This is a genomic window from Sanguibacter sp. Z41_6 (assembly GCF_059621145.1).
Genome location: NZ_JCAQIF010000001.1, coordinates 294,659 through 320,091, shown reverse-complemented (window position 1 = coordinate 320,091; position 25,433 = coordinate 294,659). Strand labels below are relative to the sequence as shown.

The 25,433-nt window shown below is 71.7% G+C and carries 24 protein-coding genes and 1 tRNA gene; 15 read left to right on the top strand and 10 right to left on the bottom strand.

From position 1 onward, the window contains the following. Positions 1-22: 22 nt before the first annotated feature. Positions 23-1,879 carry an NHL domain-containing thioredoxin family protein gene (locus AC54T1_RS01515; RefSeq protein ID WP_496910764.1) on the top strand — a complete coding sequence of 619 codons (1,857 nt, stop codon included), beginning with the start codon at positions 23-25 and terminating at the stop codon, positions 1,877-1,879. 2 nt (positions 1,880-1,881) lie between these two features. Here AC54T1_RS01515 and AC54T1_RS01510 read toward each other — a convergent pair whose 3' ends face one another. The 4 genes from AC54T1_RS01510 to AC54T1_RS01495 are packed head-to-tail and all read right to left on the bottom strand — an operon-like array spanning position 1,882 to position 4,906. Next, complete coding sequence (locus AC54T1_RS01510) at positions 1,882-2,664, bottom strand: anti-sigma factor (RefSeq protein ID WP_496910763.1); 783 nt, start codon at positions 2,662-2,664, stop codon at positions 1,882-1,884. After that, complete coding sequence (locus AC54T1_RS01505) at positions 2,651-3,226, bottom strand: RNA polymerase sigma factor (RefSeq protein WP_484343569.1); 576 nt, start codon at positions 3,224-3,226, stop codon at positions 2,651-2,653. The genes AC54T1_RS01510 and AC54T1_RS01505 overlap by 14 nt, the downstream gene beginning before the upstream one ends. 35 nt (positions 3,227-3,261) lie before the next feature. Beyond that, positions 3,262-4,047, bottom strand: coding sequence for a class F sortase (locus AC54T1_RS01500; protein WP_496910762.1), 786 nt, complete (start codon positions 4,045-4,047; stop codon positions 3,262-3,264). 13 nt (positions 4,048-4,060) lie between these two features. Further along, positions 4,061-4,906, bottom strand: coding sequence for a DUF4397 domain-containing protein (locus tag AC54T1_RS01495; RefSeq protein ID WP_484344235.1), 846 nt, complete (start codon positions 4,904-4,906; stop codon positions 4,061-4,063). Between the two features lie 368 nt (positions 4,907-5,274). On the opposite strand from AC54T1_RS01495, the gene AC54T1_RS01490 reads away from it, so the two are divergent. Next, positions 5,275-5,976 carry an HAD hydrolase-like protein gene (locus tag AC54T1_RS01490; RefSeq protein WP_496910761.1) on the top strand — a complete coding sequence of 234 codons (702 nt, stop codon included), beginning with the start codon at positions 5,275-5,277 and terminating at the stop codon, positions 5,974-5,976. A gap of 129 nt (positions 5,977-6,105) precedes the next feature. Here AC54T1_RS01490 and AC54T1_RS01485 read toward each other — a convergent pair whose 3' ends face one another. Then, complete coding sequence (locus tag AC54T1_RS01485; RefSeq protein ID WP_496910760.1) at positions 6,106-7,350, bottom strand: amidohydrolase; 1,245 nt, start codon at positions 7,348-7,350, stop codon at positions 6,106-6,108. Between the two features lie 199 nt (positions 7,351-7,549). Between AC54T1_RS01485 and AC54T1_RS01480 the strand changes: the two genes are divergently transcribed. The 3 genes from AC54T1_RS01480 (at position 7,550) to AC54T1_RS01470 (ending at position 9,818) form a co-directional block, all read left to right on the top strand. Further along, positions 7,550-8,494 carry a hypothetical protein gene (locus AC54T1_RS01480; protein ID WP_484343565.1) on the top strand — a complete coding sequence of 315 codons (945 nt, stop codon included), beginning with the start codon at positions 7,550-7,552 and terminating at the stop codon, positions 8,492-8,494. 24 nt (positions 8,495-8,518) lie between these two features. Further along, complete coding sequence (locus tag AC54T1_RS01475) at positions 8,519-9,037, top strand: DinB family protein (protein WP_496910759.1); 519 nt, start codon at positions 8,519-8,521, stop codon at positions 9,035-9,037. 304 nt (positions 9,038-9,341) lie between these two features. Further along, positions 9,342-9,818, top strand: coding sequence for an aromatic ring-opening dioxygenase LigA (locus tag AC54T1_RS01470; protein WP_484343563.1), 477 nt, complete (start codon positions 9,342-9,344; stop codon positions 9,816-9,818). Positions 9,819-9,949: 131 nt separating this feature from the next. Here AC54T1_RS01470 and AC54T1_RS01465 read toward each other — a convergent pair. Next, a tRNA-Gly gene (locus tag AC54T1_RS01465) sits at positions 9,950-10,020 on the bottom strand. Between the two features lie 83 nt (positions 10,021-10,103). Here AC54T1_RS01465 and AC54T1_RS01460 point away from each other — a divergent pair. From AC54T1_RS01460 to mnhG, 9 genes are all read left to right on the top strand, one after another. Continuing rightward, complete coding sequence (locus tag AC54T1_RS01460) at positions 10,104-10,613, top strand: TM2 domain-containing protein (protein WP_496910758.1); 510 nt, start codon at positions 10,104-10,106, stop codon at positions 10,611-10,613. 105 nt (positions 10,614-10,718) lie between these two features. Next, positions 10,719-11,294 carry a dCTP deaminase gene (dcd, locus tag AC54T1_RS01455; protein ID WP_484343561.1) on the top strand — a complete coding sequence of 192 codons (576 nt, stop codon included), beginning with the start codon at positions 10,719-10,721 and terminating at the stop codon, positions 11,292-11,294. 3 nt (positions 11,295-11,297) lie between these two features. Further along, positions 11,298-12,380, top strand: a complete 1,083-nt coding sequence (locus AC54T1_RS01450; protein ID WP_496910757.1) for a hypothetical protein — start codon at positions 11,298-11,300, stop codon at positions 12,378-12,380. 177 nt (positions 12,381-12,557) lie between these two features. Continuing rightward, complete coding sequence (locus tag AC54T1_RS01445; protein WP_496910756.1) at positions 12,558-15,611, top strand: Na+/H+ antiporter subunit A; 3,054 nt, start codon at positions 12,558-12,560, stop codon at positions 15,609-15,611. An 8-nt stretch (positions 15,612-15,619) separates the two neighbouring features. Further along, a complete protein-coding gene (locus AC54T1_RS01440; RefSeq protein WP_484344234.1) occupies positions 15,620-16,081 on the top strand; it encodes a Na(+)/H(+) antiporter subunit C in 462 nt (153 codons plus the stop codon). Continuing rightward, entirely contained in the window at positions 16,078-17,622 is a 1,545-nt protein-coding gene (locus AC54T1_RS01435; RefSeq protein WP_484343558.1) for a Na+/H+ antiporter subunit D, read from the top strand. The genes AC54T1_RS01440 and AC54T1_RS01435 overlap by 4 nt, the downstream gene beginning before the upstream one ends. Continuing rightward, entirely contained in the window at positions 17,619-18,218 is a 600-nt protein-coding gene (locus tag AC54T1_RS01430; RefSeq protein ID WP_484343557.1) for a Na+/H+ antiporter subunit E, read from the top strand. The genes AC54T1_RS01435 and AC54T1_RS01430 overlap by 4 nt, the downstream gene beginning before the upstream one ends. Then, positions 18,215-18,625: an MrpF/PhaF family protein gene (locus AC54T1_RS01425; RefSeq protein ID WP_496910755.1), complete on the top strand. Its 411-nt coding sequence runs from the start codon at positions 18,215-18,217 to the stop codon at positions 18,623-18,625. Before AC54T1_RS01430 ends, AC54T1_RS01425 begins: the two co-directional genes overlap by 4 nt. Continuing rightward, positions 18,622-18,987 carry a monovalent cation/H(+) antiporter subunit G gene (mnhG, locus tag AC54T1_RS01420; protein ID WP_496910754.1) on the top strand — a complete coding sequence of 122 codons (366 nt, stop codon included), beginning with the start codon at positions 18,622-18,624 and terminating at the stop codon, positions 18,985-18,987. The genes AC54T1_RS01425 and mnhG overlap by 4 nt, the downstream gene beginning before the upstream one ends. Positions 18,988-19,083: 96 nt before the next feature. On the opposite strand, the gene AC54T1_RS01415 is transcribed toward mnhG, so the two are convergent. Both AC54T1_RS01415 and AC54T1_RS01410 read right to left on the bottom strand, forming a co-directional pair. Further along, positions 19,084-20,082 (bottom strand): alpha/beta hydrolase, encoded by a 999-nt coding sequence (locus AC54T1_RS01415; RefSeq protein ID WP_496910753.1) that lies wholly within the window; start codon positions 20,080-20,082, stop codon positions 19,084-19,086. Between the two features lie 27 nt (positions 20,083-20,109). Continuing rightward, complete coding sequence (locus AC54T1_RS01410) at positions 20,110-21,132, bottom strand: LppM family (lipo)protein (protein ID WP_496910752.1); 1,023 nt, start codon at positions 21,130-21,132, stop codon at positions 20,110-20,112. Positions 21,133-21,391: 259 nt separating this feature from the next. On the opposite strand from AC54T1_RS01410, the gene clpB reads away from it, so the two are divergent. Then, positions 21,392-24,061 (top strand): ATP-dependent chaperone ClpB, encoded by a 2,670-nt coding sequence (gene clpB, locus AC54T1_RS01405; protein WP_484343552.1) that lies wholly within the window; start codon positions 21,392-21,394, stop codon positions 24,059-24,061. 38 nt (positions 24,062-24,099) lie between these two features. Here clpB and AC54T1_RS01400 read toward each other — a convergent pair whose 3' ends face one another. Next, positions 24,100-24,738 (bottom strand): maleylpyruvate isomerase family mycothiol-dependent enzyme, encoded by a 639-nt coding sequence (locus AC54T1_RS01400; RefSeq protein ID WP_484343551.1) that lies wholly within the window; start codon positions 24,736-24,738, stop codon positions 24,100-24,102. Between the two features lie 2 nt (positions 24,739-24,740). Then, positions 24,741-25,400: a maleylpyruvate isomerase family mycothiol-dependent enzyme gene (locus AC54T1_RS01395; RefSeq protein WP_496910751.1), complete on the bottom strand. Its 660-nt coding sequence runs from the start codon at positions 25,398-25,400 to the stop codon at positions 24,741-24,743. Positions 25,401-25,433: the final 33 nt, after the last annotated feature.

Here is a 25,433-nt window from a genome sequence, read left to right as displayed (position 1 = left end):
CGGTGTGCGGTTGACTTGTCCGGTGACGACGACTCCCTCCCGCCTGCCCAAGGTCCGCGCCTCTCCGCTCGTCGGACGCGGTTGGCTCCACACCGGCGGACGGGACGTGACCCTCGCGGACCTGCGCGGCAAGGTCGTCGTCCTCGACTTCTGGACGTTCTGCTGCATCAACTGCCTGCACGTCCTCGACGAGCTCCGGGAGCTGGAGGAGGCGCACCGCGACGAGCTCGTCATCATCGGTGTGCACTCGCCGAAGTTCGTCCACGAGGCCGACCCGGTGGCGCTCGCCGCCGCCGTCGAGCGGTACGACGTGCGCCACCCGGTGCTCGACGACCCCGACCTCGTCACGTGGTCCGCCTACACGGCACGGGCGTGGCCGACGCTCGTGGTCATTGACCCGGAGGGCTACGTCGTCGCGCAGATGGCGGGGGAGGGGCACGCGCACAACCTCGGGATCCTCGTCGACGAGCTCGTCGCCGAGCACTCCGCGAGAGGCACGCTGCACCGCGGCGACGGCCCGTACGTGCCCCCCGAGCCGACGTCGGGCACCCTGCGCTTCCCCGCGAAGGCGATCGCCCTGCCCGGGGGGAACCTCCTCGTCGCGGACGCGGGTCACCACAGCCTCGCCGAGCTCGCGACCGACGGCGAGACGCTCGTCCGCCGCATCGGCTCCGGTGAGCGTGGGCTGCGCGACGGCGGACCGCAGGAGGCCCGCTTCAGCGAGCCCAACGGCCTGTGCCTCGTGCCCGAGGATCTGCGCGGGACGCTCGGCTACGACGTCCTCGTGGCCGACACGGTCAACCACGCGCTGCGCGGGGTGCGCCTCGCGGACGGGCACGTGCGCACGGTCGCGGGCACGGGCGAGCAGCTCATGGTCGGCGCGAGCGACAACCACACGGAGTCGGGCCCGAAGCTGTCCTCCCCGTGGGACGTCGCGTGGTCGCCCGCGCTCGGCGCGTTCGTCGTCGCCATGGCCGGCAACCACACCCTGTGGACCCTCGAGCCGGGCCGCGACGCCGAGCCGCTCGCCGGGACGATGAACGAGGGACTCGAGGACGGTGATCGCGCGGGTGCGTGGTTCGCCCAGCCGTCCGGCCTCGCACCCGGCCCGGACGGACGTCTGTGGCTCGCGGACGCCGAGACGTCCGCGCTGCGCTGGCTCGACGACGGCGGGCGCGGCGACGTGCACACCGCCGTCGGGCAGGGCCTCTACGACTTCGGCCACCGGGACGGTCCGGCGGACGGTGCGCTGCTCCAGCACCCCCTCGGCGTCGCGGTGCTGCCCGACGGGTCCGTCGTCGTCGCCGACACGTACAACGGCGCGGTGCGCCGCTACGACCCGGCCACCGGCGAGGTGACCACGCTCGCGACCGGTCTGGCGGAGCCCAGCGGTGTCGTCGTGCACGTCGGGGACGACGTCGTGGCGCTCACCGTCGTCGAGTCGTCCGCGCACCGGCTTACGCGGGTCGCGCTCCCGGCGCGGCTGGCCGGTGAGGTGCTCGACGCCGGCGCGCACCGCACCCAGCGGCCTGTCACGGACATCGGAGCCGGACCGCTGTCGCTCGAGGTCGTCTTCACGCCCGCCACCGGGCAGAAGTACGACGACCGCTACGGTCCCTCCACGCGCCTGAGGGTGTCCGCCACCCCGAGCGACCTCCTCCTCGACGGCGCTGGCGACAACGTCCCGCTCACGCGTCCGCTCGTCATCAACCCCGCCGTCAGCGACGGCGTCCTGCACGTCACGGCGCAGGCCGCGAGCTGCGACGCGGACCCCGCGATCGAGCACCCGGCCTGCCACCTCGCGCAGCAGGACTGGGGCGTGCCCGTGCGGGTGGTCCCTGACGGACCCACCGTCCTCACGCTGCCGCTGCACGGCTGAGGTCAGGCGTCGAGCGCGCCCCGCACGATCGAGTCGCCCGAGTGGGCCGGGTCGCCGTCGAAGTGCTCCTCGGAGACGTCGACGAGGGAGAACTCGGACAGGTCCAGCCCCTCAGGGATGTCGAACCGGCCCTCGGTGCCCTCGAGGACACCGAGGCTCACGAGCCCGCTGAGGTCCGGGGCGATGAGCCACACCTCGCGGTAGCCGCCGTCGGTGGCAGGAGCGTCCATGGAGACGACCACCTGGCGGGTGCCGTCCTGCGTCTGCTCCACCCGCGCGCTGCCCTCCGCATCGGTCCAGTCGGGCAGGGCGTCGAGCTGCGCGGTGGCGATCGTCGCCGCCTCGGGCCCGGGGCCGGGACGGTCCTCGCTGCGCTGCCACAGGGCACCACCGGCCACACCGAGGACGAGGGCCCCGGAGGCGGCGACGGCGAGCCAGCCCGTGCCCACCGTCCGCCGGGTCCGGCGCTCGGCGAGGTCGACCGGTGCTGCGGGCGCCAGCGCGTCCGGGGCGGCGCTCGCGCTGTGTGCACCGGGGGTCAGCACCGCGTCCGGCTGGTCGTCCACGAGCCCCAGCTCGGCGCGGATGTTCTCCCAGACGTGTGGTGGCGGCGCGACGAGCCCGTCGTCGAGGGTGACGGTGCGTCCCGTCCGCACGACGTCACCGAGCTCGGCGACCTCGTCGGTGCACTGCGCGCACGCGGCGAGGTGGGTGCGTTCGCTGTCGTCCGCGACGTCCTCGCCGAGAGCGAGGAGCGCGAGGACCTCAGGGTCAACGTGCTGCACAATCCACCTCCAAACGCGTGCGGAGTCTCGAGAGACTTCGTCTGACATGGCTCTTCACGGTACCGAGCGGCAGGGACAGCTCCTCGGCGATCTGCGAGTGGGTGAGGTCACGGAAGAACGCGAGCTCGATGATCGTCCGCCCCGGGTCGCCCAGCCGGGCGAGCTCGTCGGCGAGGACGACGCGGTCCGCGACGCCGTGCGACGCCGACCGGGTGACCCCGGCCGTCTGCGGAGCGAGGACGACCGCGGCCGCCTCCGAGCGTCGGACCCGGGACCGTGCCTCGTGGGCGTCGGCGACCGTGTTGCGGCAGATGGCCATGAGCCACGTCGAGAGCTTCGCCCGGTCCGGGTCGAACCCGGACCGCCCGCGCCAGGCTGCGACGAACACCTGCTGCGTGACGTCCTCGGCGTCGCTCTGGCTGCCGAGGGACCTCAGGGCGACCGTGTGGACGAGCGATCCCCACCGCGTGTAGGCCGCAGAGAGGGCGTCCGTGTCGCCGGAGGCGAAGGCGACGCCGAGGGTGCGGACGTCGTCCGCCTCCACCGCGTCGACGTCCGTCACGTAGGTACCTCCCGCTGCTGCCCCATCACCGCGGATCACGCGGCAGGGACCGCGGTGACGATGACGTTGTCGACATAGTGTCCGATGCTGCGGTCGAATGTGCCACCACACGTCACGAGGACGAGCCGTCGGTCGCCCTCCCGGGCGAACACGTCGGCGAGCTGGACCTCGGCCTTGCTCACGCGCTCCGTGGTGCTCACGGTGTACGCGTGGGTCGTGCCCGTCGCGTCGGTGACGACGACCTGAGCACCGACCTCGATGTCGACGAGCTCCGCGAACGGGCCGAGGCCCTCAGCCGCCGAGTCGACGTGCGATGCCATGACGGTGGTGCCGGAGGGGCTTGCCGGAGCGGGTCCGTACTCGTACCACCCGACGTCGTACACGCTCGTCGGCAAGCCCATCGTCCCGTCGTCGGCCACCCCGACGGGGATGACCGGCATCTCGATGCCGAGCGAGGGGATGCTCAGAGCTGTCGGTGCCGGTGGTGCCGGGGCGGGCTGCTCGTCCGCCGTGCGCACCGGGATGTCGCCGAACGGCCCGACGAGGTTCGCGCCGGGTGGCTCAGGTGCCGGTGGCGTCGGCACGGGCTCGGTGGGGACGTCTGTCGCCTCGGTCGTCCCGACGTCGACCGTTGCTGGACGGTCCCCCGTGTCCCCGCTCCCGCACCCCGTGAGGAGCGCGAGCGCGAGCACGGTGGCGACGACGAAGGGGCGACGGGCACGGGCCGCGGCCCCCGGAACGGTCGCGGTGGACCCGACGAGCGACGCGCTGCTCGTCGGGTCCACCGGCCTGCGGGGCCCACGGGTGTGGGCGGTGCTCATGTCGTTGCTGACCTCAGCGGCCGGAGACGGCGTCGGCGTGACGACGGCGGGCGAGGAACGCCGCCCCCGCGAGACCGGCGACCGCGAGGCCACCCGCCGCGACGAGGCCCGTCGAGCTGCTGCCCGTGTCCGCGAGACCGACGGTGCCGGCCTGGACGCCGGACGGCGAGGAGTGGAGGCCGTCGATGGTCTGCGTCGCGAGAGCGAGGTTGCCCGCATCGAGGCTGCCCCACGCGTAGACGATCGTGTTGACGCCCTCGGCGACGTTGATGTCGGCCGGGCCGAGGACCGGCGTGGTGGTGCCGGTCGCGGCGATCGTGGCGGAGACCGTGCCCGCGGGCAGGTTGAGGACCTGCTCGTTCGGGTTGCTGAGGTTCGTGATCACCGGCGTACCGCCCGCGAGGACGTCGACGGCGGGAGCGGCGGCGACGTGACGCACCGTGAGGCGCCCCTCGCCAGCGGCCGTCGGGGCCGTGTCGTTCGTGAACAGCGTGGCTGTCGGTGCGCCCGCGGCGTCGAGGTGTGCCGCCGCGGTGTAGCTCGTGTTGGACTCGAGCGTGAGGTCGACGGGGCCGATCGCGGGGGAGCTCGCGTCGGTTGCGTCCGCCGCGGTGATGGCCACGGAGTACGTCCCGGCCGGGAGCTCGAGAGGGCCGGCGAGGTCACCGGGCTCGAAGTCGTCGAGGGTGAGTGCGCCGTTGACCCAGACGTCCACGGTCATGTCGGGGACGCCGTGCAGCACGGAGAGGGTCGCGTCGCCGTCAGCGGCGGAGGCCGGTGCGGCGAAGGCGCCGAGGGCGACGAGGGCGGAGGCCGACGTGGCGGCGAGGACGGACGAGGTGCGGATCCGGTGGGCCATGATGTGCTCCAGGTGTGCGGGCCCCGTCTGCATCGGCGGGGCGGATCGTTGTGACACCTGGTACTTCTCTCGGAGAGTGCGATCTGGATGCACCCTGGTTGAAGTTTCTTCAAGTAATTTCTGTCAGCGGTAGCGCGGTGCCGTGACCTGCGCAGATGCGGCGTCAGTCGGGCAGGGACTCGAGACCCGTGAGGGTGAGGGCGAGCACCTCGAGGCCCTGGCCCAGCTCGACGTCGCCGAACGCGACGCTCTCCTGGGCGGGGCGGTCGGGGAGGATCGTCATGGTGTACCTCATGGTCCGTGGGTGGCGAAAGGTGCGGAGCGGGTGAAGTCTAGCCTCCGCTGCGAGGAGTGAGAAGATCGCTGGCATGACCTACGACCTTGCTCTGGTGGATCTCGACGGCACGATCACCGACTCGGCTCCAGGCATCGTCGCATCCGTCCGGTACGCGTTCGGCGAGCTCGGCATCCCGGTGCCCGACGACGACGCGCTCCGTGCGTGGGTCGGCCCGCCCATCGAGCAGAGCGTCCTGCGCAACGGCGTCCCCCCGGAGCGCCTCGACGAGTTCGTCTCCGCCTACCGTGTCGCGTTCCGCGCCGGCGGGATGTTCGACAACAGCGTCTACCCGGGCATGGCGCAAGCCCTCGCGGACGTGCGTGCCGCAGGTGTGCGCCTCGCCCTGGCGACCTCCAAGCCCGAGGTGTTCGCCCGGCAGATCCTCGAGCACTTCCACCTGGACGACCAGTTCGAGGCCATCTGCGGCGCGACCCTCGACGGCACGCGCAGCACCAAGGCGGACGTCGTCCGGCACGCCCTGGACACCGTCGCGGCGACGGAGGCCGGGCTGCCCGACGCCGCCCGGATCATCATGGTCGGCGACCGGGAGCACGATGTCCTGGGCGCCCGCGCCCACGGGCTCGACACCATCGTCGTCGCCTGGGGGTACGCGACGCCGGGCGAGATCGCTGAGGCGCGCCCCCTCGTCGTCGTCGACTCGCCGGACGCACTCGTGGCCCGGGTCCTCGCTGCGGACGGCGAAGGACGCGTTCCCGCGCACGCGAGGGCTTGACCTTGACGCGACGCACTGCGGTGCTCGTGCGCGACGCGATGGTGGAGCACGCCACCCGCAACCTCTGACGGCCGGCTGCCGGCACCGGGCAGCAGTCCTCCTCCGCGGTCCGCGCACCTGGCTGCCGCCCTATCTGGACGGCAGCCAGGTGCGGGTGGCCGTCACGAGCGCGGTCACGCCGAGCCCGAGCGTCGGGTCGATCACCGGCGCATAGTGCGGCGAGTGGTTGGACGGCACCTTCAGCAGGGCAGGGTCGGTCATGTCGCCCGTCGTGAACAGGGAGGGGTCGCTGCCGCCGAGGAGCCAGTACGACAGCTGTGCTCCCGAGCTCGTCGCGAGGATCCCCACGTCCTCGCTGCCGGCGCCGGCACCGGGGTCGAGGACGTTCTCCGGCCCGAGCCACTCGCCGAACGCTCCCAGGGTCCTGGCGAGCGCTGCGGCGTCGTTGACGACGACGGGGAAGTGCTCGATCGCGGTGATCGTCGGCTCGGCCGGGGCGCCCGCGGTGGCGGCCTCTCCCTTGACGATGCGGGCGACGCTGTCCAGGACGTGCTGGCGCGTGCGCTCGTCGTAGCTGCGGATGTTCAGCTGGAGCTCTGCCTCCCCGGGGATGACGTTCGCGGCGTCGCCCGCATGCAGTGAGCCGACGGTGAGGACGGCGACGGCGGTGCTGGGGATCTCGCGGGAGATGATCGTCTGGAGCCGCAGGACGGTCTCGGCGGCCATGACGACAGGGTCGATCGACGCCTCGGGCATCGAGCCGTGAGCACCCCTGCCGACGAGTCGCACCCGCAGGGAGTCCGAGCCTGCGTAGGCGGCGCCGGCGTGCGCGGCGATCTTGCCGGCGGGCAACGGAGCGAGGTGCTGGCCGAGCACGACCTCGGGCTTCGGGAACCGGTCGAACAGCCCGTCGTCGACCATGGCCTGGGCGCCGGCGCCGAGCTCCTCGGCCGGCTGGAAGACGAGCACGAGGGTGCCGGACCAGCTCCCGCGGTCCTGGGCGAGGACCTCAGCCGCTCCGAGCAGGCAGGTGGTGTGGAAGTCGTGGCCACACGCGTGGTCGACCGGGACGACCTTGCCGCTGCTGTCCGTGGCAGTCTGGGTGCTCGCATAGTCGAGCCCCGTGTCCTCCTTGACGGGGAGCGCGTCCATGTCGGCACGGAACAGCGCCGTGGGGCCGTCACCGTTCTTCAGCAGGCCGACGACACCTGTCGTCGCGATGCCCGTCGTCACCTCGTACCCGAGGGCGCGGAGCCGGTCGGCGACGATCCCCGCGGTCCGCGTCTCCTGGAACCCCAGCTCCGGGTGCCGGTGGAGATCCTTGTAGAGGTCGGCCAGGGAGGGGTCTATCCGGACGTTGTCGTGGGCAGCCATGGGAGCTCCGTCTCGTGAGATACCGCAACACTGACACTCTGGGACAAGCCGGGCAACCGGAATCCCTCGGACACACCCGGGCGCGCCGGGACCACGGCCCCCCGTCGTCGTCGCCGTCCGGACCTGCGGAAAGATTCGTCGACCAGCCGTTTCCTCCGCGAAACACGCCGGTAGCGCCCGCTGCGTAGCGTTCGGCCGCATGACGGAACTCCTCGGCTCCACGGCCGCCGGCCTCGACACCGGTGAGCACCTCCTGGCGCTGCCCGCTGCGGAACCCGTCGAGAAGCTGGCCCGCGCGTGGTTCCCCGACGCCCGCTGGGTGCAGCGCCCTGTGTCGCAGGAGGATGCCGCTGCGGGCAGCGTCCCGCTGCGCGGCGCGCGGTTCAGGGGCATGACGCAACGGGTCGACGCACGACCGGGCGAGCTGGTCCTGGCGCCCGGCGTGGTCCTCACCGGCCCTGTCGACCTCACGCGCCAGCAGACGCAGTTCCTCGACCTCACCGCACCTCGTGCGGTGCTCTACGCCGTCCACGTCGACGAGGCTCTGCGAGCCCGCGGACCGCGCCCCGGTCGTGAGGACGACCCCGACCGCTCGGGGGAGGCCTTCGAGGCGGAGATGGCCAGCGGCATCGAGCTGCGCGTCGTCAGGTGGATGGTCGCCGCCGCCCGGCACGCACGCGGTGCGGTCCTCGTGGACGGCCGGACCCCCGTCATCGCCCCCGTCGCGAGGGGCGGGATCGAGCTGCGGTTGTTCAGCCCGCACCTGCTGCCGCCCGAGCACACGCTGGCGCTCGCGCGGACGGTGCTCGTGCAGGTGGAGCCGTTGCCATCCCTCGGACCGCAGGAGTACAGCCTGCGGTGTGCCACGCCGTACGACGGCACGGTGCGGATCAGCGTGCGGCGGGAAGGTTCGTTGCCGCTCGCCCTGTCCACCGTCCCGTGGCGAGAGTCGGGACCCTTCGTCTACAGCGTCGCGTGGACCCCGGCGCTGGAGGGGGACGGCCCCTCCGACCGCGGCGACCACATCGCACGGACCCGCATGGCCCCGATCGTCGCCCGACTGCTGCGGGTGCTGCACGATGCGATCGAGGGGACGGTCGTCGACGAGGACGGGTTCGTCCACCCGGTGGACGTCCTGACCTGACCGGGCCCCCGCTAGCATCTGGGCATGGTCATGACAAAAGACACAAAAGACTGGACCTGGGTGATCGAGCGGCCGTGCCCCGAGTGCGGATTCCGGCCCGAGGACGTGGAACCGCACGACGTCGGGCCGGTGCTCCGGGACACGGTCCGACGATGGACGCAGGTCCTCGACCGGCCCGCCGTCGGTGTCCGGCCCGACGAGCAGACCTGGTCGCCGCTGGAGTACGCCGTGCACGTGCGGGACGTCTACCGGCTCTTCCTCGAGCGACTCGACCTCATGCTCACCCGGGACGACCCGATGTTCGACGACTGGGACCAGGACGAGGCGGCTGAGCAGGGAGAGTACGCCGCACAGGACCCGGCGGTCGTCTCGGTCGAGCTCACCGCCGACGGGGCCCTGCTTGCCGACCGGTTCGACTCCGTGACCCCCGAGGACACAGGGCGCCCGGGACGGCGCTCCAACGGCTCGGTCTTCACGGTCCGGACGTTCGGGCAGTACCTCGTCCATGACGTCGTGCATCATCTGCACGACGTCAGCGGCTGAGCTGTCGTCGGACCGCTGCTCGTCCACAGATGTTGTCCACAGGCCTGTGCGTCATGTGCCCATCTCAGTGCACAGGGTGTGGATAAGTCTGTGGAGGGGTGTGGACGGAGAACTCGTACGGACAACCTCTTGCGGCGCGCGCAGATGACGTCTAAAGACCTCACCCGGTCGTCGCAGGCGACCGGGACCTAGGGCCCGGGAAAGCCTTGTCCACGTGCAGGATGCTTACTACCAGAGGGCGACAGACGCACTCACGAGGAACAGCCGGTCGCCGGCACTCGGACCCCCTGGGAAAGGCACGACCATGAACATCAGCAAGCCTGTCCGGCTCATCGGAACCCTCCTCATCGTCGCCGGGCTCCTGCTCGTGGTCGGCGGAGTCGCCACCTGGGTGACCGTCCGCAGCCAGCTCGTCGCGGAGCAGATCGTCATCCCGGACGACGCCATGGCATTCGGTGGCAAGACCGTCAACGGCCCGCTCGACGCGTTCGTGCAGGCAGACATCATCAACGAGCACGCGCTCGCATCGTCCAACGGCAGCACCTACGCGGAGCTCGACAAGGAAGACCCGGTCCGCGCCACGGTCATGAACGCCTCGTTCCTGCGGTCCTCCCTCTTCACCTCGGTCATCGCCTTCGGTGTCGCAGCCTTCGCCGGTGGCATGGGCGTCCTGTTCGCCCTCACCGGAGTAGCACTGCGCCGCATCGACTCCGACGCCTCCCAGACTGCCGGTGCTGCCCGCGCCGGCTCCGCCCCCGAGAGCTCCCGCGCCTCGGCCTGAACCTCCCAGGGCGTCGACGGCCCCGCATCCAACCTAGGGTGCGGGGCCTTCGACGCGCCCGGCGTTCGGAGCACTCACCACGAACGACGATGGGCCGGTCCTCAGTGAGGACCGGCCCATCGTGCACACCGAGCGGATGACGGGAATCGAACCCGCGCTATCAGCTTGGGAAGCTGAAGTTCTACCATTGAACTACATCCGCATGACGCCCGGGCAGGTAGGGCAGGAGCCCTGACGCCCGTGGAACGCGAACACGATCATACCCATACGACAGGACGGTGCGAAGTGAGCACACCCGGCAGCGGCTCGTACGGCACGGGTCCGACGGGGCAGGGACAACCCGACTGGCTGCGCAAGCAGACTCCGGGGACGACCCCGAACCCGCAGTCTCCGCCGCAGCAGCCGGGCGGCTACCAGCCAGGTGGCTACCAGCCCAGTGGCTACCAGCCAGGCGGCTACCAGCCAGGCGGCTCCCAACCAGGGGGCTTCCAGCCGGGTGGCTACCCCTACCAGGGTGCTGCGCCGGGCGGATTCGCCCCGAACAACCCGTGGGCACCCCAGGACCCGTACGCGAAGTCGCGGCTCGTCGCCGGGCTGCTCGGCATCTTTGCCGGCGGACTGGGGCTCCACCGCTTCTACCTCGGGTATGTCGGCATCGGTGTCGTCCAGATCGTCGCGTCCGTCCTGACGTTCGGCGCCGCGTCCCTGTGGGGATTCATCGAGGGCATCCTCTACCTCACCGCGAAGCAGGGCACCTACTCCCACGACGCGACGGGCCGCCCGCTGCGGGACTGACCGCGCGCTCGGGTCGGCCGCAGCAGGCGCCGTCCGGAGGGGCGCTCCCCGGGCAGCGACGTCAAGGGGGGTTGCCACGAGGGAGTGAGCCGCTACCGTTGCACCGTGCTGCTCTCCGACCGCGACATCCGCGATGAACTGTCCACCGGGCGCGTCCGGCTCGAGCCGTGCGACGAGGCCATGATCCAGCCGTCGAGCATCGACGTCCGCCTCGACCGCCTCTTCCGGTTGTTCGACAACCACAAGTACCCGTTCATCGACCCGGCGGCTGACCAGCCCGATCTCACGAGGCTCGTGGAGGCCGAGCCGGACGAGCCGTTCGTGCTGCACCCGGGCGAGTTCGTCCTCGGTTCCACGTTCGAGGCCGTCACGCTGCCCGACGACGTCGCAGCCCGCCTCGAGGGCAAGTCCTCGCTCGGTCGCCTGGGGCTGCTCACCCACTCGACCGCGGGCTTCATCGACCCGGGCTTCTCCGGGCACGTGACGCTCGAGCTGAGCAACGTCGCGACGCTGCCCATCCTCCTGTGGCCCGGGATGAAGATCGGCCAGCTGTGCTTCTTCCGTCTCTCGTCGCCCGCCGAGCACCCCTACGGCTCCGAGCGGTACGGCTCGCGCTATCAGGGCCAGCGGGGGCCGACGGCCTCCCGCTCGTCGCAGAACTTCCATCGCAGCGACGTCTGAGTCATGAGCACGCTGCCGCCGGCGCCGATCCTGTCCCCGCTCCCACCCACCTCGACCCTGCCGATCGCGAACCTCTACGAACGGCACCTCCTCGGGGTCCCGGACGACGTCGCGCCGTTCGAGATCGAGGCGCTCGCGCTCTCGCGGTTCCCGGCGACCCGGTGGGAGTCCGAGCCGGCAGAGCACGGTGCGGCCGGTGCGCCGGAGCTCGACCCCGGGGCGCTGCGCACCTCCCGGCACACGGTCGTCAGAGGTCCGTACGCGCCGGTGGCCGCAGACGGTTCGCCCCTCGGCTTCGGCCGGGCGGTGTCGATGGTGTACGACGTGCAGAGCCCGCGGGAGCGAGGCGCGGCGCCCTACCAGGGTGGAGGAGACCGGGACGGCCTCGCACGCGTCTTCGCGGCGGGCCTGCCCGTGCGCGAGGAGTGGCGCGTCGTCACGTGGCTCGTCGCCGTCGCCCGCCGGCTCGGTGGGTCCGTCGTGTTCTCCGTCGGTGACGGGGCGACCAGCCTCCTCACGCCTGACCCGGCCGTCGCCGTCGACATCGCGCTGTACTCCGGCGTCTGGCTCGACCCGGACGCGGCGCTCAACGTGTGCCAGGCGGCCCATCCCGGTGCGCAGCTCTCCAGCCTCGGTCTGCCCTGGGCCGGCCCGCCCGCGACGACCGGGATCGTGCCCGCCCTCCCCGACAGCCCGCTCACCGCCGAACAGCTCGCCGCCCTGCACGAGCGCGCGGACGAGTTCGACGTCGAGGCCATGTCCCATCCGCCGTTGCTCAGCGGGTACGGCGTCGAGGTCGATCTCGGCCGTGACGGTCTCGTCACCGTCGAGGTCGGGGGTGTGGAGACCGTCCCGACGGCTCTCAGCGGTTGCTCGTGGGCAGCGCAGGGAGCTGTCGCGTACCTCGTCCGGTGGACCCCTGAGGACCTCGTCGACTGGCAGCGCGAGGTGCCGTCGTTCGACCTGCGACGTTCGCGGACGCGCGCCGCAGGCGTCGTCGCGCGACTCGCTCGCGCCGTGCACGGAGCCGTGGGTGGGCTCGTCGTCGACCAGGACGAGTTCCTCCTCGACCCCGAGGACCTCTGAGGTCCCCGACCGGCATGTGACGCTTCTCCCCGTGAGGACCGCTTTCCTCGCGCGCTGACCTGCTTCAACGGTTGGTAAACTCTTCGGGAACCTCCACAACTCCACACCCCCCACAGGTGCGCCGTGCCCCGGCGCAGCGTGGGTTGACCGACCACCGCCCAACAGGACGGAGCGGACGTGCTGATACTGCTCGTTGCCCACGTTGTCTTGGCACTAGCCGCGCCCGCTCTCGTCTCCTGGTTGGGCCGCAGAGCGTTCCTCATCATGGCGCTCGCGCCCGCGTCGGCCTCCGTCTACGCCCTCACCTGGACCGGCCGCGTCATGGACGGGGAGCACCCGGTCGAGATGATCGAGTGGATCCCCGTGCTCGGCATGGAGATCTCCTTCCGCATGGACACGTTGTCGTGGCTCATGCTCGTCATCGTCGGTGGCGTCGGGGCCCTCGTGCTCGCCTACTGCTCCGCGTACTTCGCCGCCGCAGCCTCGTCGCTCGGGCGGTTCGGCGGGATCCTCGTCGCGTTCGCGGGCTCGATGGTGGGCCTCGTCACCGCGGACGACATGCTCCTGCTGTTCGTCTTCTGGGAGCTCACGACCGTCTTCTCCTACCTGCTCATCGGTCACTACCACGACCGCAAGGCGAGCCGCCGGGCGGGCATGCAGGCCATCGTCATCACGACCGCGGGCGGTCTGGCGATGCTCGTGGGGGTGGTGATTCTCGGGATGACCGCACCGACCGGGTTCAGCCTCTCCGGTCTCCTCGCCGACCCGCCCGCGGGCACCGCGGTCACCGCCGCCGTCGTGTGCCTGCTCGTGGGTGCCGCGACGAAGTCCGCGCTCATCCCGGTGCACTTCTGGTTGCCCGCGGCGATGGCTGCACCCACGCCGGTCAGCGCCTACCTGCACGCCGCGGCCATGGTCAAGGCCGGCGTCTACCTCGTCGCCCGGTTCGCGCCCGCCTACTCCGACCTGTCCGTCTGGGTCGGGATCATCGTCGTCCTCGGCTGCGGCACGCTGCTGCTCGGGGGGTACCGGGCGTTGCGGCAGAACGACCTCAAGCTCGTCCTCGCCTACGGCACCGTGAGCCAGCTGGGCCTCATCGTGCTGCTCGTCGGGCTCGGCACGCGGGGCGCCGCGCTCGCCGGGCTCGCCATGATCGGCGCGCACGCGATGTTCAAGGCGGCGCTCTTCCTCACCGTCGGCGTCATCGACGCCGCGACCGGCACCCGCGACCTGCGGCGCCTCACCGGCGTCGGGCGCGCCCTGCCCATGACCGCCGTCGCCGGTGGGCTCGCGACGGCGTCGATGATCGGCCTGCCGCCGTTCGCCGGCTACGTCGCGAAGGAGTCCCTCCTCGAGTCCCTGCTGCACGACGGCGTCCCGGGCGGCGAGCCGTGGGTCGGGTGGGTGGTCATCGTGGCCGTCGTGCTCGGCTCCATCCTCACCGTCGCCTACGGGCTGCGGTTCTTCTGGGGCGCGTTCGCCTCGAAGTCCGACAACCCCGCGATCGCCATCGCGCCGCGCACCCCGGAGGGCGGCGAGGTCGAGACCGGGCTCATCGACCCCACGGAGATCTCCCGGCAGCCACTGCTCCTCGTCCTGCCGCCACTCGTGCTCGCGATCGGCGGCCTGGCGGCCGCCCTCGTGCCCCAGGTGGGCGACGCGTTGCTCCAGCCCCAGGCCAAGCTCTACCCCTCGGGCGACGACGGCCACCTCGTCCTGTGGGCGGGCGTCGGGCCGGCGCTCGGGCTCACAGCGCTCATCCTCGGTACCGGCGCGCTGCTGTTCTGGCGGCGCCGCGCCGTCGAGCGTCTCCAGGCCGCCCTGCCGCACGTCGGCGACGCCGACCGCGCGTACCGCCGGTTCATGCGTGTGCTCGACGACTTCGCTGCCGACGTCACCGCCCTGACGCAGCGCGGCTCGCTCCCGTTCTACCTCGGCGCGATCCTCATGGTGCTCGTCGCCGGGCCGGGCGTCGTGCTCCTCACGCAGACAGGCCCGCCCGACGCGGTCCGGCTCTGGGACACCCCGGCGCAGGTCGCGCCGGTGCTCATCATCATCGTCGCCGTGACCCTCGCGGCACGCTCGCGCCGCCGCCTCAAGGCCGTGCTCCTCGTGGGCTTCGCGGGGTACGCCGTCGCGCTGCTGTTCCTCCTGCACGGTGCACCGGACCTCGCGCTCACGCAGGTGCTCGTCGAGACGGTGACGCTCGTCGTCATGGTGCTCGTCCTGCGCCGGCTTCCGCCGTACTTCTCCTACCGGCCGCTCGCCATGACCCGGTGGGTGCGGCTGGCCATCGCGGTCGCGGTGGGTGTCGTCGTCATGGGGCTCGCGCTCGTCGCGCCGGGCGTCCGCATCCACGACCCCGTCTCGGTGGACTTCCCCGAGGAGGCCTACGAGTTCGGCGGCGGACGCAACATCGTCAACGTCACGCTCGTCGACATCCGCGCCTGGGACACGATGGGGGAGATCTCGGTGCTGCTCGTCGCGGCGACCGGTGTCGCGTCGCTCGTGTTCATCCGGCGTCGCGGCGGGGAGATCCTGCGCGCCCAGCCGGTGAGCGACGAGAGCTCGTCGTGGTACCACAAGGGATGGGCCGAGCCCGCGGACGGCAGCAACGTCGACGCCCGGGACACCCGGTCGTTCGCGAGCCTGGAGGCGAAGCCGGTCGCGCCCCTTCCGAACGATGCCCGGCACCGGGTGTGGCTCCCGGGCGGACGGACGCTCGCTCCCGTCCGCCGGTCGGTGATCTTCGAGGTCGTCACCCGGCTGCTGTTCCACTCGATGATCGTCTTCGCGCTGTTCCTCCTGTTCTCCGGCCACAACGCCCCCGGGGGTGGTTTCGCCGCAGGGATCGTCGTCGGGATCGCGCTGATCATCCGCTACCTCGCAGGTGGCAGGTACGAGCTCGGCGAGGCCCTGCCGGTGCAGCCCGGTCTGCTGCTCGGCACAGGGCTCTTCCTGTCTGCCGGCGTCGGCCTCTTCGCCCTCATCCTCGGCGCGGAGGTGCTGCAGAGCGTCATCCTCGAGGTCGACGTCCCGCTGCTGGGCCACGTCAAGCTCGTCACCTCGTTGTTCTTCGACCTCGGGGTGCTGCTCGTCGTCATCGGCCTCATCCTCGACATCCTGCGCACCCTCGGTGTCGAGATCGACCGGCACGCCGACGGCTCGGACTCCGACACGGAGGACCTGGGCTCGGAACCGGAGAGCGCTGACGCGGAGGTGGAGCAGTGAACATCGACATGAGCCCCAACATCGTGCTCGTGCTCGCGATCGGCGCGCTCTTCATCTCCGGGGTGTACCTGCTCCTCGAGCGCAGCCTCACCCGTGTGCTGCTCGGCTTCATCCTGCTCGGCAACGGCGCGAACCTCCTGTTCCTCGTGGCGAGCGGGCGGGCGGGCCACGCCCCGCTCGTGGGGGTCACCGAGACCGCGGACATGAGCGACCCCCTGCCGCAGGCGATGGTGCTCACCGCGATCGTCATCACCCTCGCGCTCACGGCGTTCGTGCTGGCCATGGCGTACCGGTCGTGGCAGCTCAACGGCAACGACGAGGTCCAGGACGACGTCGAGGACCGCCGCATCGTGCGGCTCGCCGCGAAGAACGCACCGTCCTTCACGGACCTCGACGCCGGTGAGAGCACGGAGACCATCGACGAGGAAGCCGCCGCGGCGCGCGACGAGACGGGACGGCCGACCGTATGAACGACATGTCCTGGCTCGTCCCCCTGCCGGTCGTCATGCCGTTGTTCGCGGCCGGGCTCGCCCTCGCGATGTACCGGCACCCGCGGGCGCAGCGGGTCATCAGCGTCGTCGCGCTCACCCTCATGCTCGCCGCCGGCGCGGCGCTGCTCGTGCTCGCCGACTCCGGACCGGTCGTCGTCGACGTCGGCGGATGGTCGGCGCCGGTCGGCATCAACCTCGTCGCCGACCGCCTCTCCTCGCTCATGCTCGTCGTCTCGAGCACCGTGATGCTCTGCGTCCTGCTGTACTCGCTCGGTCAGGGTGTGAGCGACGGCGACGAGGCGGCACCGGTCTCCATCTACCACCCGACGTACCTCGTCCTCGCGGCAGGCGTGTCCAACGCCTTCCTGGCAGGGGACCTGTTCAACCTCTACGTCGGCTTCGAGATCCTCCTCGCGGCGAGCTACGTGCTGCTCACTCTCGGGGGGACGGGCGAGCGCATCCGCGCGGGGTCGATCTACGTCGTCGTGGCCCTGCTGTCGTCGATCATCTTCCTCGTCGCGATCGCCCTCATCTATGCCGCGACCGGCACGGTGAACATGGCGCAGCTGGCCCAACGGCTCCCCGAGATCGACTCGGGTGTGCGGCTGACGCTCCAGCTCATGCTGCTGCTCGCGTTCGGCATCAAGGCCGCGATCTTCCCGCTGTCGGCCTGGCTGCCGGACTCCTACCCGACGGCCCCGGCCCCGGTCACCGCGGTCTTCGCGGGCCTGCTCACCAAGGTCGGCGTGTACGCGATCATGCGGACCCAGACGCTGCTGTTCCCCGACGGGCGCCTCGACACGGTGCTGCTGTGGCTCTCGCTCGCGACGATGATCGTCGGGATCCTCGGCGCCGTCGCGCAGAACGACATCAAACGACTGCTGTCGTTCACCCTCGTGAGCCACATCGGGTACATGATCTTCGGCATCGCTCTCGCGAGCCAGGCCGGGCTGGGTGCCTCGATCTTCTACGTGGCCCACCACATCACCGTCCAGACGACGCTCTTCCTCGTCGTCGGTCTCGTGGAGCGTCGTGGCGGCACGACGTCGCTCGACCGTCTCGGTGGGCTCGCGAAGATCGCTCCCGGCCTCGCGGTGCTGTTCTTCATCCCGGCGATGAACCTCGCAGGGATCCCGCCCATGTCCGGGTTCCTCGGCAAGGTGGGACTGCTCGAGGCCGGCGTCGCCCACGGCACCCCCCTGGCGTACACGCTCGTCATCGGGAGCGTCGTGACGTCGCTGCTCACGCTGTACGCGATCGTCAAGGCGTGGAACAAGGCGTTCTGGCAGACACCGCCGGAGGAGATCCCCGACGCCACGTTGCCGCGCACGATGGTGGGCCCCACGGCGGTCCTCGTGGCGCTCGGCCTGGCGCTCACCGTCGTCGCCGGACCCCTGTACTCCTACGCGGACCGTGCCGGGAAGACGCTGCTCGACCCGGCGAACTACATCGACGAGGTGCTCGGCTCCGACGGCCGGGGCCAGGGGGAGTCGACCGAGACCGCTGAGGAGGACGCATGACGATCCATCGTCGTCGCCGACGGCTCGCCGCCCAGTGGCCCGCCATCGTCGGGCTCGCGCTCGTCTGGGTGCTGCTGTGGGGCGACCTGTCGTGGGCGAACGTCGTGTCCGGTCTCGCGATCGGGCTCTGCGTGACCCTCCTGATGCCGTTGCCCCCGATCGGGTACCACGGCACGGTGCGCCCGCTGAGCCTGCTCGTCCTCGTCGCGAAGTTCGGTCTCGACCTCGTCGTCGCGTCGGTCCAGGTGAGCCTGCAGGCGTTCCGGTTCGGTCACGTGCCGCGGGGCGCCGTGGTCGGGGTGCGGCTGCGCAGCTCCTCCGACCTCTACCTCACCCTCGTCGCGGAGCTCAGCTCTCTCGTGCCCGGGTCCCTCGTCATCGAGGCGCACCGGCTCACCGGGATGCTCTACCTGCACGTCCTCGACATCGAGGCGTACGGCGGGATCGAGAAGGTCCGCTCTGACGTCCTGTCGCTCGAGCGTCGCGTGCTGCGCGCCCTGGCGTCCGACGAGGAGCTGAGCCGTGCCGGGGTCAGCCCGAGGCCCACGCGCGGGCGGCCCGCGCCCGCCCCGTCCAGCCCGGAGGTGCGCCCATGACCGCCGTCGCCATCATCTGCGGGGTGCTGCTCGCGGGCGCCGCGATCCTCGCACTCGTCCGGGCCGAGCGTGGGCCGAGCATGCTCGACCGCACGGTCGCGCTCGACGTGTTCGTCACCGCTGTCGTCGGCGCGATCGTCGTCGAGTCGGCCCTGACCCGGCGCACCGACACCCTGCCGGTCCTCGTGGTCCTCGCGATGGTCGGCTTCGTCGGGTCCGTGGCCATCGCGCGGTTCGCCGCGATCGAGCCGGAGGGTGAGGGGCGCATCCGGACGCCCGAGGAGCTCGCGCTCGAGGAGGCGGAGAAGGACGCCGCTGAGGCCGGCCTCCGGGGCGCCGCGACGGATGACGACGCCCTGCACACGCCGGTTGCTGCGACGGACGACGACGAGGTGGGTGACCGATGAGCTGGTCGGTGGTGGCGGACGTCGCAGCGGCGGTGTGCCTGCTCTCCGGGGCGTTCCTCGCGTTCGCGGCGGGGGTGGGCGTGCTGAGGTTCCCGAACCTCCTGGCCCGCATGCACGCGGGGACCAAGCCGCAGGTGCTCGGCCTCATCCTCCTGCTCACGGGGGAGGCGCTGCGGGTCCGCAACCTCCAGGTCGTGGGGATGCTCGTGCTCATCGCGGTCTTCCAGCTGCTCACGGCGCCGGTCGCGGCGCACATGGTCGGCCGGGCGGGGTACCGCACGGGCAAGGTGCCGAGCGACGAGCTCGTCGTCGACGAGCTCACCCAGGACCAGGAGCAGCGGCCGCGGAACGAGGTCGGCTGAGGCACAGACGCGCCTGACGCAACCGGGACGCTGACGCGAGCGTCCGCGTCGCGCGGGCAGGTTGGCAGCCCGGTCTAGCCAGGTCGGCAGCCCGGTCTAGCGTCCGCGCGGGCCGAGCGTCTCGTCGAGCCAGCTCACGACGGCCGCGTGATAGGCGTCCCGTGCGGGTCGGGCGGAGAGAGCGAGGTCGTGCGCTCCGCCCTCGATGCGCACGAGCGTGACGTCCGGGCCGAGGCCCGGTGCGCGGGCGGCGATCTGCTCGACGTCGAGCACGCTGTCGGTGGCGAGGATCGCGTCGTGCCACCGCGTGGCGTCTCCGGTCGCCCCAGAGGTGAGGACGAGCACGGGGCACCGGATGTCGAGGCCTGCAGCGATGCGTCCGTGTCCCCGGCGGATCGCGCGGACCCACGCGGCGCGGGCGGGGAACCCTTCGTGCGGTTTCCAGGCGAGGTCGTACGTCCACTCGCCGCCGCTGTCCGCGTGCAGGGCGCGTCCGTAGTGCGGCGCGAGGTTCCCGACGACGAGTCGCGGGGTGACCGACGCGGCGGCGGCGATGAGGCGCGTCGCGACGACGCGATGGAACCACGGCTTGTTGAGGTCGAACCACGGGCTGTTGAGCACGAGCGCGTCGACGACGCGCGGCTGTCCGGGGCGGGTCCGCGCGTTCGCCCAGAGGCTCGTGACGAGACCACCCGTGGAGTGCCCGACGACGACGAGCTCGGTGTGGCCCTCGGCCCGGATGATGCTCGCGGCGAGGTCGAGCTCCTCGGCGTACGCGGCGAGCTCGCGGACGTCGTTGGGTGTCTGGTGGCTGCGCAGCGAGCGCCCGTACTTGCGCAGGTCGAGGGCGTAGAAGTCGAACCCGTGGTGCTCGAGCTGCGCGGCGGTGTGCGCCTGGAAGAAGTAGTCGACGAACCCGTGGACGTACAGGACGGCGCGTCGCCCCCGAGGGGTGCCGGCGCGCCGCACGAGCGTCGCGACGACGGGGCCTTCGTCATCGGGCGTGAGCTCGAGGGTGCGAGCCACCCACTCGTCACCGAGCACGTCCGGGGACCACGCCGCGTACGGCGTGGTCCCCGGACCGGTGTCACTCATCGTGCTGTGTCGTGCCCTGGCGGACGCTTACTGCGATCCCCACGGCTGCTGGGGCGGCTGCCCCTGCTGCGGGGGCTGCGGCTGGCCGAACTGGCCGGGCTGGCCGGGCTGGCCGGGCTGGCCAGGCTGACCGAACTGCTGCGGCTGGCCGGGCTGGCCGAACTGCTGCGGCTGACCGGGCTGACCGAACTGCTGGGGCTGGCCGGGCTGGCCGTACTGCGGCTGGCCGGGCTGGCCGTACTGCGGCTGGCCGGGCTGACCGTACTGCTGCTGACCCCACTGGCCCTGGCCGCCGGTGGGGCCGTTGCCGCCGTTCTTGTTCTTGTTGCGCAGGAGGAACCACGTGACGAGCCCGGCGAGCGCGAGCACGACGATGCCGATGACGAGCCACAGGACCCAGCCGTTGCCGTCGTCGGAGTCCTCGTCCGCCTCGGAGCTCGTGTCGTCGGCCGGTGCGTCGCCGCCGTCGACCGGGCCGCGGGCCGACATCTCGAGCACCTCACCGTAGACGGCCGTCCAGGTGACCGTGCTGCCGTCGATCTCGCCGGTGGCCTCGGTGACCTCGCCGGGGAACGTCACCATGAACTGGATGTCGATCGAGTCGAGCATGTCCTGCATCTCGGCGGCGACGTCGTCGTCCGCGCCCTCGAGGTCACCCATGTCGGTGCCCATCTCCTCGGCGAGGTCGAGCGTGCCGGAGACGACGTACTCGTCGCCCTCCCGGGTGATGGACAGCGAGTCGTCCGCGCCCTCGAACTCGTCGAGGGGCAGCTCCTCGAACGAGAGCTCCTTGCCGGTGTAGCCGTCCTCGGCGTAGTCCGTGGAGGTCATCTCCTCGGGCATGTCGCTCTCGAAGTCGGAGCCGTACATCTCCCAGAACTCGTCGGTGGTCATGCCGGCGTCCTCGATCACCTGGTCCTCGACGGCCATGATGATCGATCCGCTGACGGTGTCGTCGTCGTTGATGGTCATGGCCGTGTGCATGCGCATGCACCCGCTGAGGCTCAGGGCGATGGCGGCGGTGGCCGCCACAGCGGTCATCTTCTTCATGGTCATCCTTCGGTCTCCGCGAGCAGCCGGCGGGCCGGATCGGTGGTGCTGCTCGGCGCTGGGTCAACTCTTCCACAGCATGGCCCTGCGCAGCCGCCGGAGAGCGGGTGAGGGTAGTTCTCCCCAGTCTGCCCGGTTCCCGCGGACGAGCCGGGGCGGGGAGGTGGAGGGCTGGTCGGGTGTGTCATCCCTGGCAGGGCGAAGTTGAGTGAATTAGACTCAAGTTCAGCCACACCGTGCACGACCAGCTGGAGGATCCATGGATGCTCACCTGACCACCTTGTCCCAGCAGGCGCTGGGGGAGGCGATCCAGTCGGCGACCGCCGCGGGCAACCCGCAGGTGGAGCCCGTCCACCTGCTCGCCGCCCTGCTCGCCCAGACCACGGGCACCACTCCCGGTCTCCTGCGCGAGATCGGTGCGGACCCGCAGGCGATCGGCGCCGACGTCCGCCGTGCCCTCGTCGCTCTCCCGACGGTCACCGGCAACGCTGTCGCGGAGCCGACGGTCTCGCCCGCCCTCACCGCAGTGCTCAAGCACGCGCGCACCGAGGCGTCCGACCTCACCGACGAGTACCTCTCCACCGAGCACCTGCTCCTCGGGCTCGCGGCGGCGCCGTCCCCCACCGCGGACCTGCTGCGTCGTGCGGGGGTCACCCGGGACGCGCTCGCTGCTGCGATCCCCGCGGTGCGCGGTAACAAGCGCGTCACCTCACCCAACCCCGAGGGCACGTACAAGGCGCTCGAGCAGTACGGTCTCGACCTCACGCAGGCGGCGAGCGAAGGTCGGCTCGACCCCGTCGTCGGGCGGGACGCCGAGATCCGACGCGTCGTCCAGGTGCTCTCGCGGCGCACGAAGAACAACCCCGTCCTCATCGGCGAGCCCGGCGTCGGCAAGACGGCAGTCGTCGAAGGGCTGGCCCAGCGCATCGTCGCGGGCGACGTCCCGGACTCCCTCAAGGGCAAGCGCCTCATCTCGCTCGACCTCGCCGCGATGCTCGCGGGCGCCAAGTACCGGGGCGACTTCGAGGAGCGCCTCAAGGCGGTGCTCGAGGAGATCAAGGGGTCCGACGGTGAGGTCGTCACCTTCATCGACGAGCTGCACACGGTGGTCGGCGCGGGTGGTGGTGGCGGGGACTCGTCCATCGACGCCGGGAACATGCTCAAGCCGATGCTCGCCCGGGGCGAGCTGCGCCTCGTGGGCGCCACGACGCTCGACGAGTACCGCGAGAGCATCGAGAAGGACCCGGCCCTCGAGCGGCGGTTCCAGCAGGTGTTCGTCGGTGAGCCCTCGGTCGAGGACACCATCGCCATCCTGCGTGGTCTGAACTCCCGCTACGAGGCGCACCACCGGGTGACGATCTCCGACGCCGCGCTCGTCGCGGCGGCCACGCTCTCCGACCGGTACATCAGCGGGCGCCAGCTGCCCGACAAGGCGATCGACCTCGTCGACGAGGCCGCGTCCCGGCTGCGCATGGAGATGGACTCGTCCCCGACGGAGATCGACACCCTCCAGCGAGCCGTGACGCGCCTCGAGATGGAGGAGCTCGCGCTGTCCAAGGCTGAGGACGACGCCTCGAAGCAGCGGCTCACGGAGCTGCGCGCCACCCTGGCCGACCGACGCGAGGAGCTCGCGGCCCTCACCGCCCGCTGGCAGGCGGAGAAGGGCGGGTTCAACCGCGTCGGCGAGCTGCGCAAGCGCAAGGACGAGCTCGAGTCCCAGCGGGACCGCGCCGAGCGCGAGGGCGACCTCGAGACGGCGTCGCGCATCCGGTACGGCGAGCTCCCGGCACTCGAGAAGGAGCTGGCCGGAGCCGAGGAGGCCGAGCGGGAGGCCGAGTCGGACGAGGACGCGCTGCCCCGCCTCGTCGGTGACAAGGTGGGCGCGGACGAGATCGCCGAGGTCGTCTCGGCCTGGACGGGCATCCCCGCGGGCCGCCTGCTCCAGGGCGAGAGCAAGAAGCTCCTGTCGATGGAGGAGATCATCGGCCAGCGCCTCATCGGCCAGAAGGCCGCCGTCGCGGCCGTGTCCGACGCGGTGCGTCGTGCCCGCGCCGGGGTGTCGGACCCCAACCGGCCCACGGGCTCGTTCCTCTTCCTCGGTCCCACCGGCGTCGGCAAGACCGAGCTGGCGAAGTCGCTCGCCGACTTCCTGTTCGACGACGAGCGCGCGATGGTCCGCATCGACATGTCGGAGTACAGCGAGAAGCACAGCGTCGCCCGGCTCGTCGGTGCGCCTCCCGGGTACGTCGGCTACGAGGAGGGCGGTCAGCTCACCGAGGCCGTCCGGCGGCGTCCGTACTCCGTCGTGCTCCTCGACGAGGTGGAGAAGGCGCACCCCGAGGTGTTCGACATCCTCCTGCAGGTGCTCGACGACGGGCGGCTCACCGACGGCCAGGGGCGCACGGTCGACTTCCGCAACGTCATCCTCGTGCTCACCTCCAACCTCGGGTCCCAGTACCTCGTCGACCCGCTGCTCGACGACGCCGCGCGCCGGGAGGCCGTCATGGCGGCGGTCCGCGACGCGTTCAAGCCGGAGTTCCTCAACCGCCTCGACGAGATCGTGATGTTCGACGCCCTCGGTCTCGACGACCTCGCACGGATCGTCGACCTCCAGGTGGCGGAGCTCGCGAAGCGCCTCGAGTCGCGTCGCATCGTCCTGGACGTCACCCAGGCGGCGCGCGAGTGGCTCGCCATCGAAGGGTTCGACCCGACGTACGGGGCGCGGCCCCTGCGTCGCCTCGTGCAGCGGCAGATCGGCGACCAGCTCGCCCGGCTCATGCTCTCGGGCGAGGTGGGCGACGGGGCGACCGTCGTCGTCGACCACCCGGTCGACGTCGGCGCGGAGCAGGTGCTCGTCGACGGCGCGGACGACGCGGTGGCCGGTCCCAGCTCGGCCCAGTCCGGCGGCCTGGTCCTCACGGTGCGCTGACCGGACCTCCGTGCGGGCGAGCTCAGGACGCCTGACGTTCAGGTGATGCGGCGGCGGATCTCGGGCACTCCGGGGCCGGTGAGCTCGTCGAGGTAGGCGGGCCGACCGGCCATGGTCATGAGGAGGGCGAGCGTCGGACCGGAGACGAGGGGCCCGGAGCCGGCGTGGAACGGCCCGTCGTCGGCACGCAGCTCGAGGCTGGCCGTGTGCGTGCGGCTCGGCACGGCGAAGTCGCGCCGCGCGTAGAACTCTGCGACGGGCGTCAGTGCCTCGATGCTCGGGGTCGGGGAGAGTCCCAGCGGGCGGCGGATGTCCTGGGCGTGCACGAGGACCTCGCCGAGGTAGGCCGGGGTGTGGCTCGTCGCCGCGGTCGTGCTCGGGACGACAGCGCGGAACCGGGCGAGCGTCTCGGCCGGTGTGCTCCCGCGGTGCTCGCGCATCCGGCGGTCGTTGTGCACCTCGACGCGGAAGCGTGCGCCGACGATGCTGCGAACCCACCTCCACGTCCCGGTGCTCGCGGCGGCGACGAGGTGGGCGACGACGTCCTCGACGTCCCACGCTCCGCACAGGGTGCTGTGCCGCCACTGGTCGTCACCCAGGCTCGCGAGGTCGTCGGCCAGCGCGGCCCGTTCGGCGTGGACCAGGGTCCAGAGGTGGTCGTCGTCGCGCGTGGCCATGTCTACTCTCCTCCGGGTCGGGTGGGTCCTGGGGCGGCCGTGAGGTGCTGGGCGCCAGGGCCGACCAGCAGGTCGGGGTCGAGGGGGCGGCCCGAGACGGCCATGAGGAGGTCGAGCGGGTCGCCGCGGACCTCGTCGCCCGTCCCCCAGGTGGCGCCGGTGCGTGCGTCGACGAGCTGCAGCCCGGCGGCTCGTTCCTTTCCGCCCCCGAACGACACGGGGGTGCGCAGCTGGTACGCCAGCGCGGCCCCGACGTCGTCGGGCGGGTACGTCCCGACGATGCCGAGCGGTCGCCGCACGTCCTCGCCGTGGACGATCGCCTCGACGAGCCGCGTCGCGATATTGACCGGCGGTGTCCGGGTGAGGTCAGCAGCCTGCTCGAGGGCGTGGAGCGTCTCGCGGGGGTCCGCCCGCCTCTGGCGTGCGATGCCACGCTCGTTGGCGCGGTCGAAGTCCATGCGGGCGGCGACGAGGTCGCGGACGAACGAGACGCGGCCGGTGCGCGCGGTGTCCACGAGGTGCGCGACGACGTCGTGCACGTCCCAGCCCGGGCAGAGCGACGGTGCGCGCCACTGCTCGCCGCGGAGCCCGGTGAGGTCCGCGACGAGGCGGCGGCGCTCGGCGCGGACGGTCTGCCAGACGGCTGCTGCTGTCCCACGCATGTCTGCTCCTGCCGGTGGTGGGCCACGATGCTC

Bases quoted from the DNA above. Each gene is read 5' to 3' on its own strand.
- AC54T1_RS01500 (WP_496910762.1), bottom strand. From the start codon at position 4,047: ATGAGCACCGCCCACACCCGTGGGCCCCGCAGGCCGGTGGACCCGACG.
- AC54T1_RS01495 (WP_484344235.1), bottom strand. From the start codon at position 4,906: ATGGCCCACCGGATCCGCACCTCGTCCGTCCTCGCCGCCACGTCGGCC.
- AC54T1_RS01490 (WP_496910761.1), top strand. From the start codon at position 5,275: ATGACCTACGACCTTGCTCTGGTGGATCTCGACGGCACGATCACCGAC.
- AC54T1_RS01485 (WP_496910760.1), bottom strand. From the start codon at position 7,350: ATGGCTGCCCACGACAACGTCCGGATAGACCCCTCCCTGGCCGACCTC.
- AC54T1_RS01480 (WP_484343565.1), top strand. From the start codon at position 7,550: ATGACGGAACTCCTCGGCTCCACGGCCGCCGGCCTCGACACCGGTGAG.
- AC54T1_RS01475 (WP_496910759.1), top strand. From the start codon at position 8,519: ATGGTCATGACAAAAGACACAAAAGACTGGACCTGGGTGATCGAGCGG.
- AC54T1_RS01470 (WP_484343563.1), top strand. From the start codon at position 9,342: ATGAACATCAGCAAGCCTGTCCGGCTCATCGGAACCCTCCTCATCGTC.
- AC54T1_RS01450 (WP_496910757.1), top strand. From the start codon at position 11,298: ATGAGCACGCTGCCGCCGGCGCCGATCCTGTCCCCGCTCCCACCCACC.
- AC54T1_RS01440 (WP_484344234.1), top strand. From the start codon at position 15,620: ATGAGCCCCAACATCGTGCTCGTGCTCGCGATCGGCGCGCTCTTCATC.
- AC54T1_RS01435 (WP_484343558.1), top strand. From the start codon at position 16,078: ATGAACGACATGTCCTGGCTCGTCCCCCTGCCGGTCGTCATGCCGTTG.
- AC54T1_RS01430 (WP_484343557.1), top strand. From the start codon at position 17,619: ATGACGATCCATCGTCGTCGCCGACGGCTCGCCGCCCAGTGGCCCGCC.
- AC54T1_RS01425 (WP_496910755.1), top strand. From the start codon at position 18,215: ATGACCGCCGTCGCCATCATCTGCGGGGTGCTGCTCGCGGGCGCCGCG.
- mnhG (WP_496910754.1), top strand. From the start codon at position 18,622: ATGAGCTGGTCGGTGGTGGCGGACGTCGCAGCGGCGGTGTGCCTGCTC.
- AC54T1_RS01415 (WP_496910753.1), bottom strand. From the start codon at position 20,082: ATGAGTGACACCGGTCCGGGGACCACGCCGTACGCGGCGTGGTCCCCG.
- AC54T1_RS01410 (WP_496910752.1), bottom strand. From the start codon at position 21,132: ATGAAGAAGATGACCGCTGTGGCGGCCACCGCCGCCATCGCCCTGAGC.
- clpB (WP_484343552.1), top strand. From the start codon at position 21,392: ATGGATGCTCACCTGACCACCTTGTCCCAGCAGGCGCTGGGGGAGGCG.
- AC54T1_RS01400 (WP_484343551.1), bottom strand. From the start codon at position 24,738: ATGGCCACGCGCGACGACGACCACCTCTGGACCCTGGTCCACGCCGAA.
- AC54T1_RS01395 (WP_496910751.1), bottom strand. From the start codon at position 25,400: ATGCGTGGGACAGCAGCAGCCGTCTGGCAGACCGTCCGCGCCGAGCGC.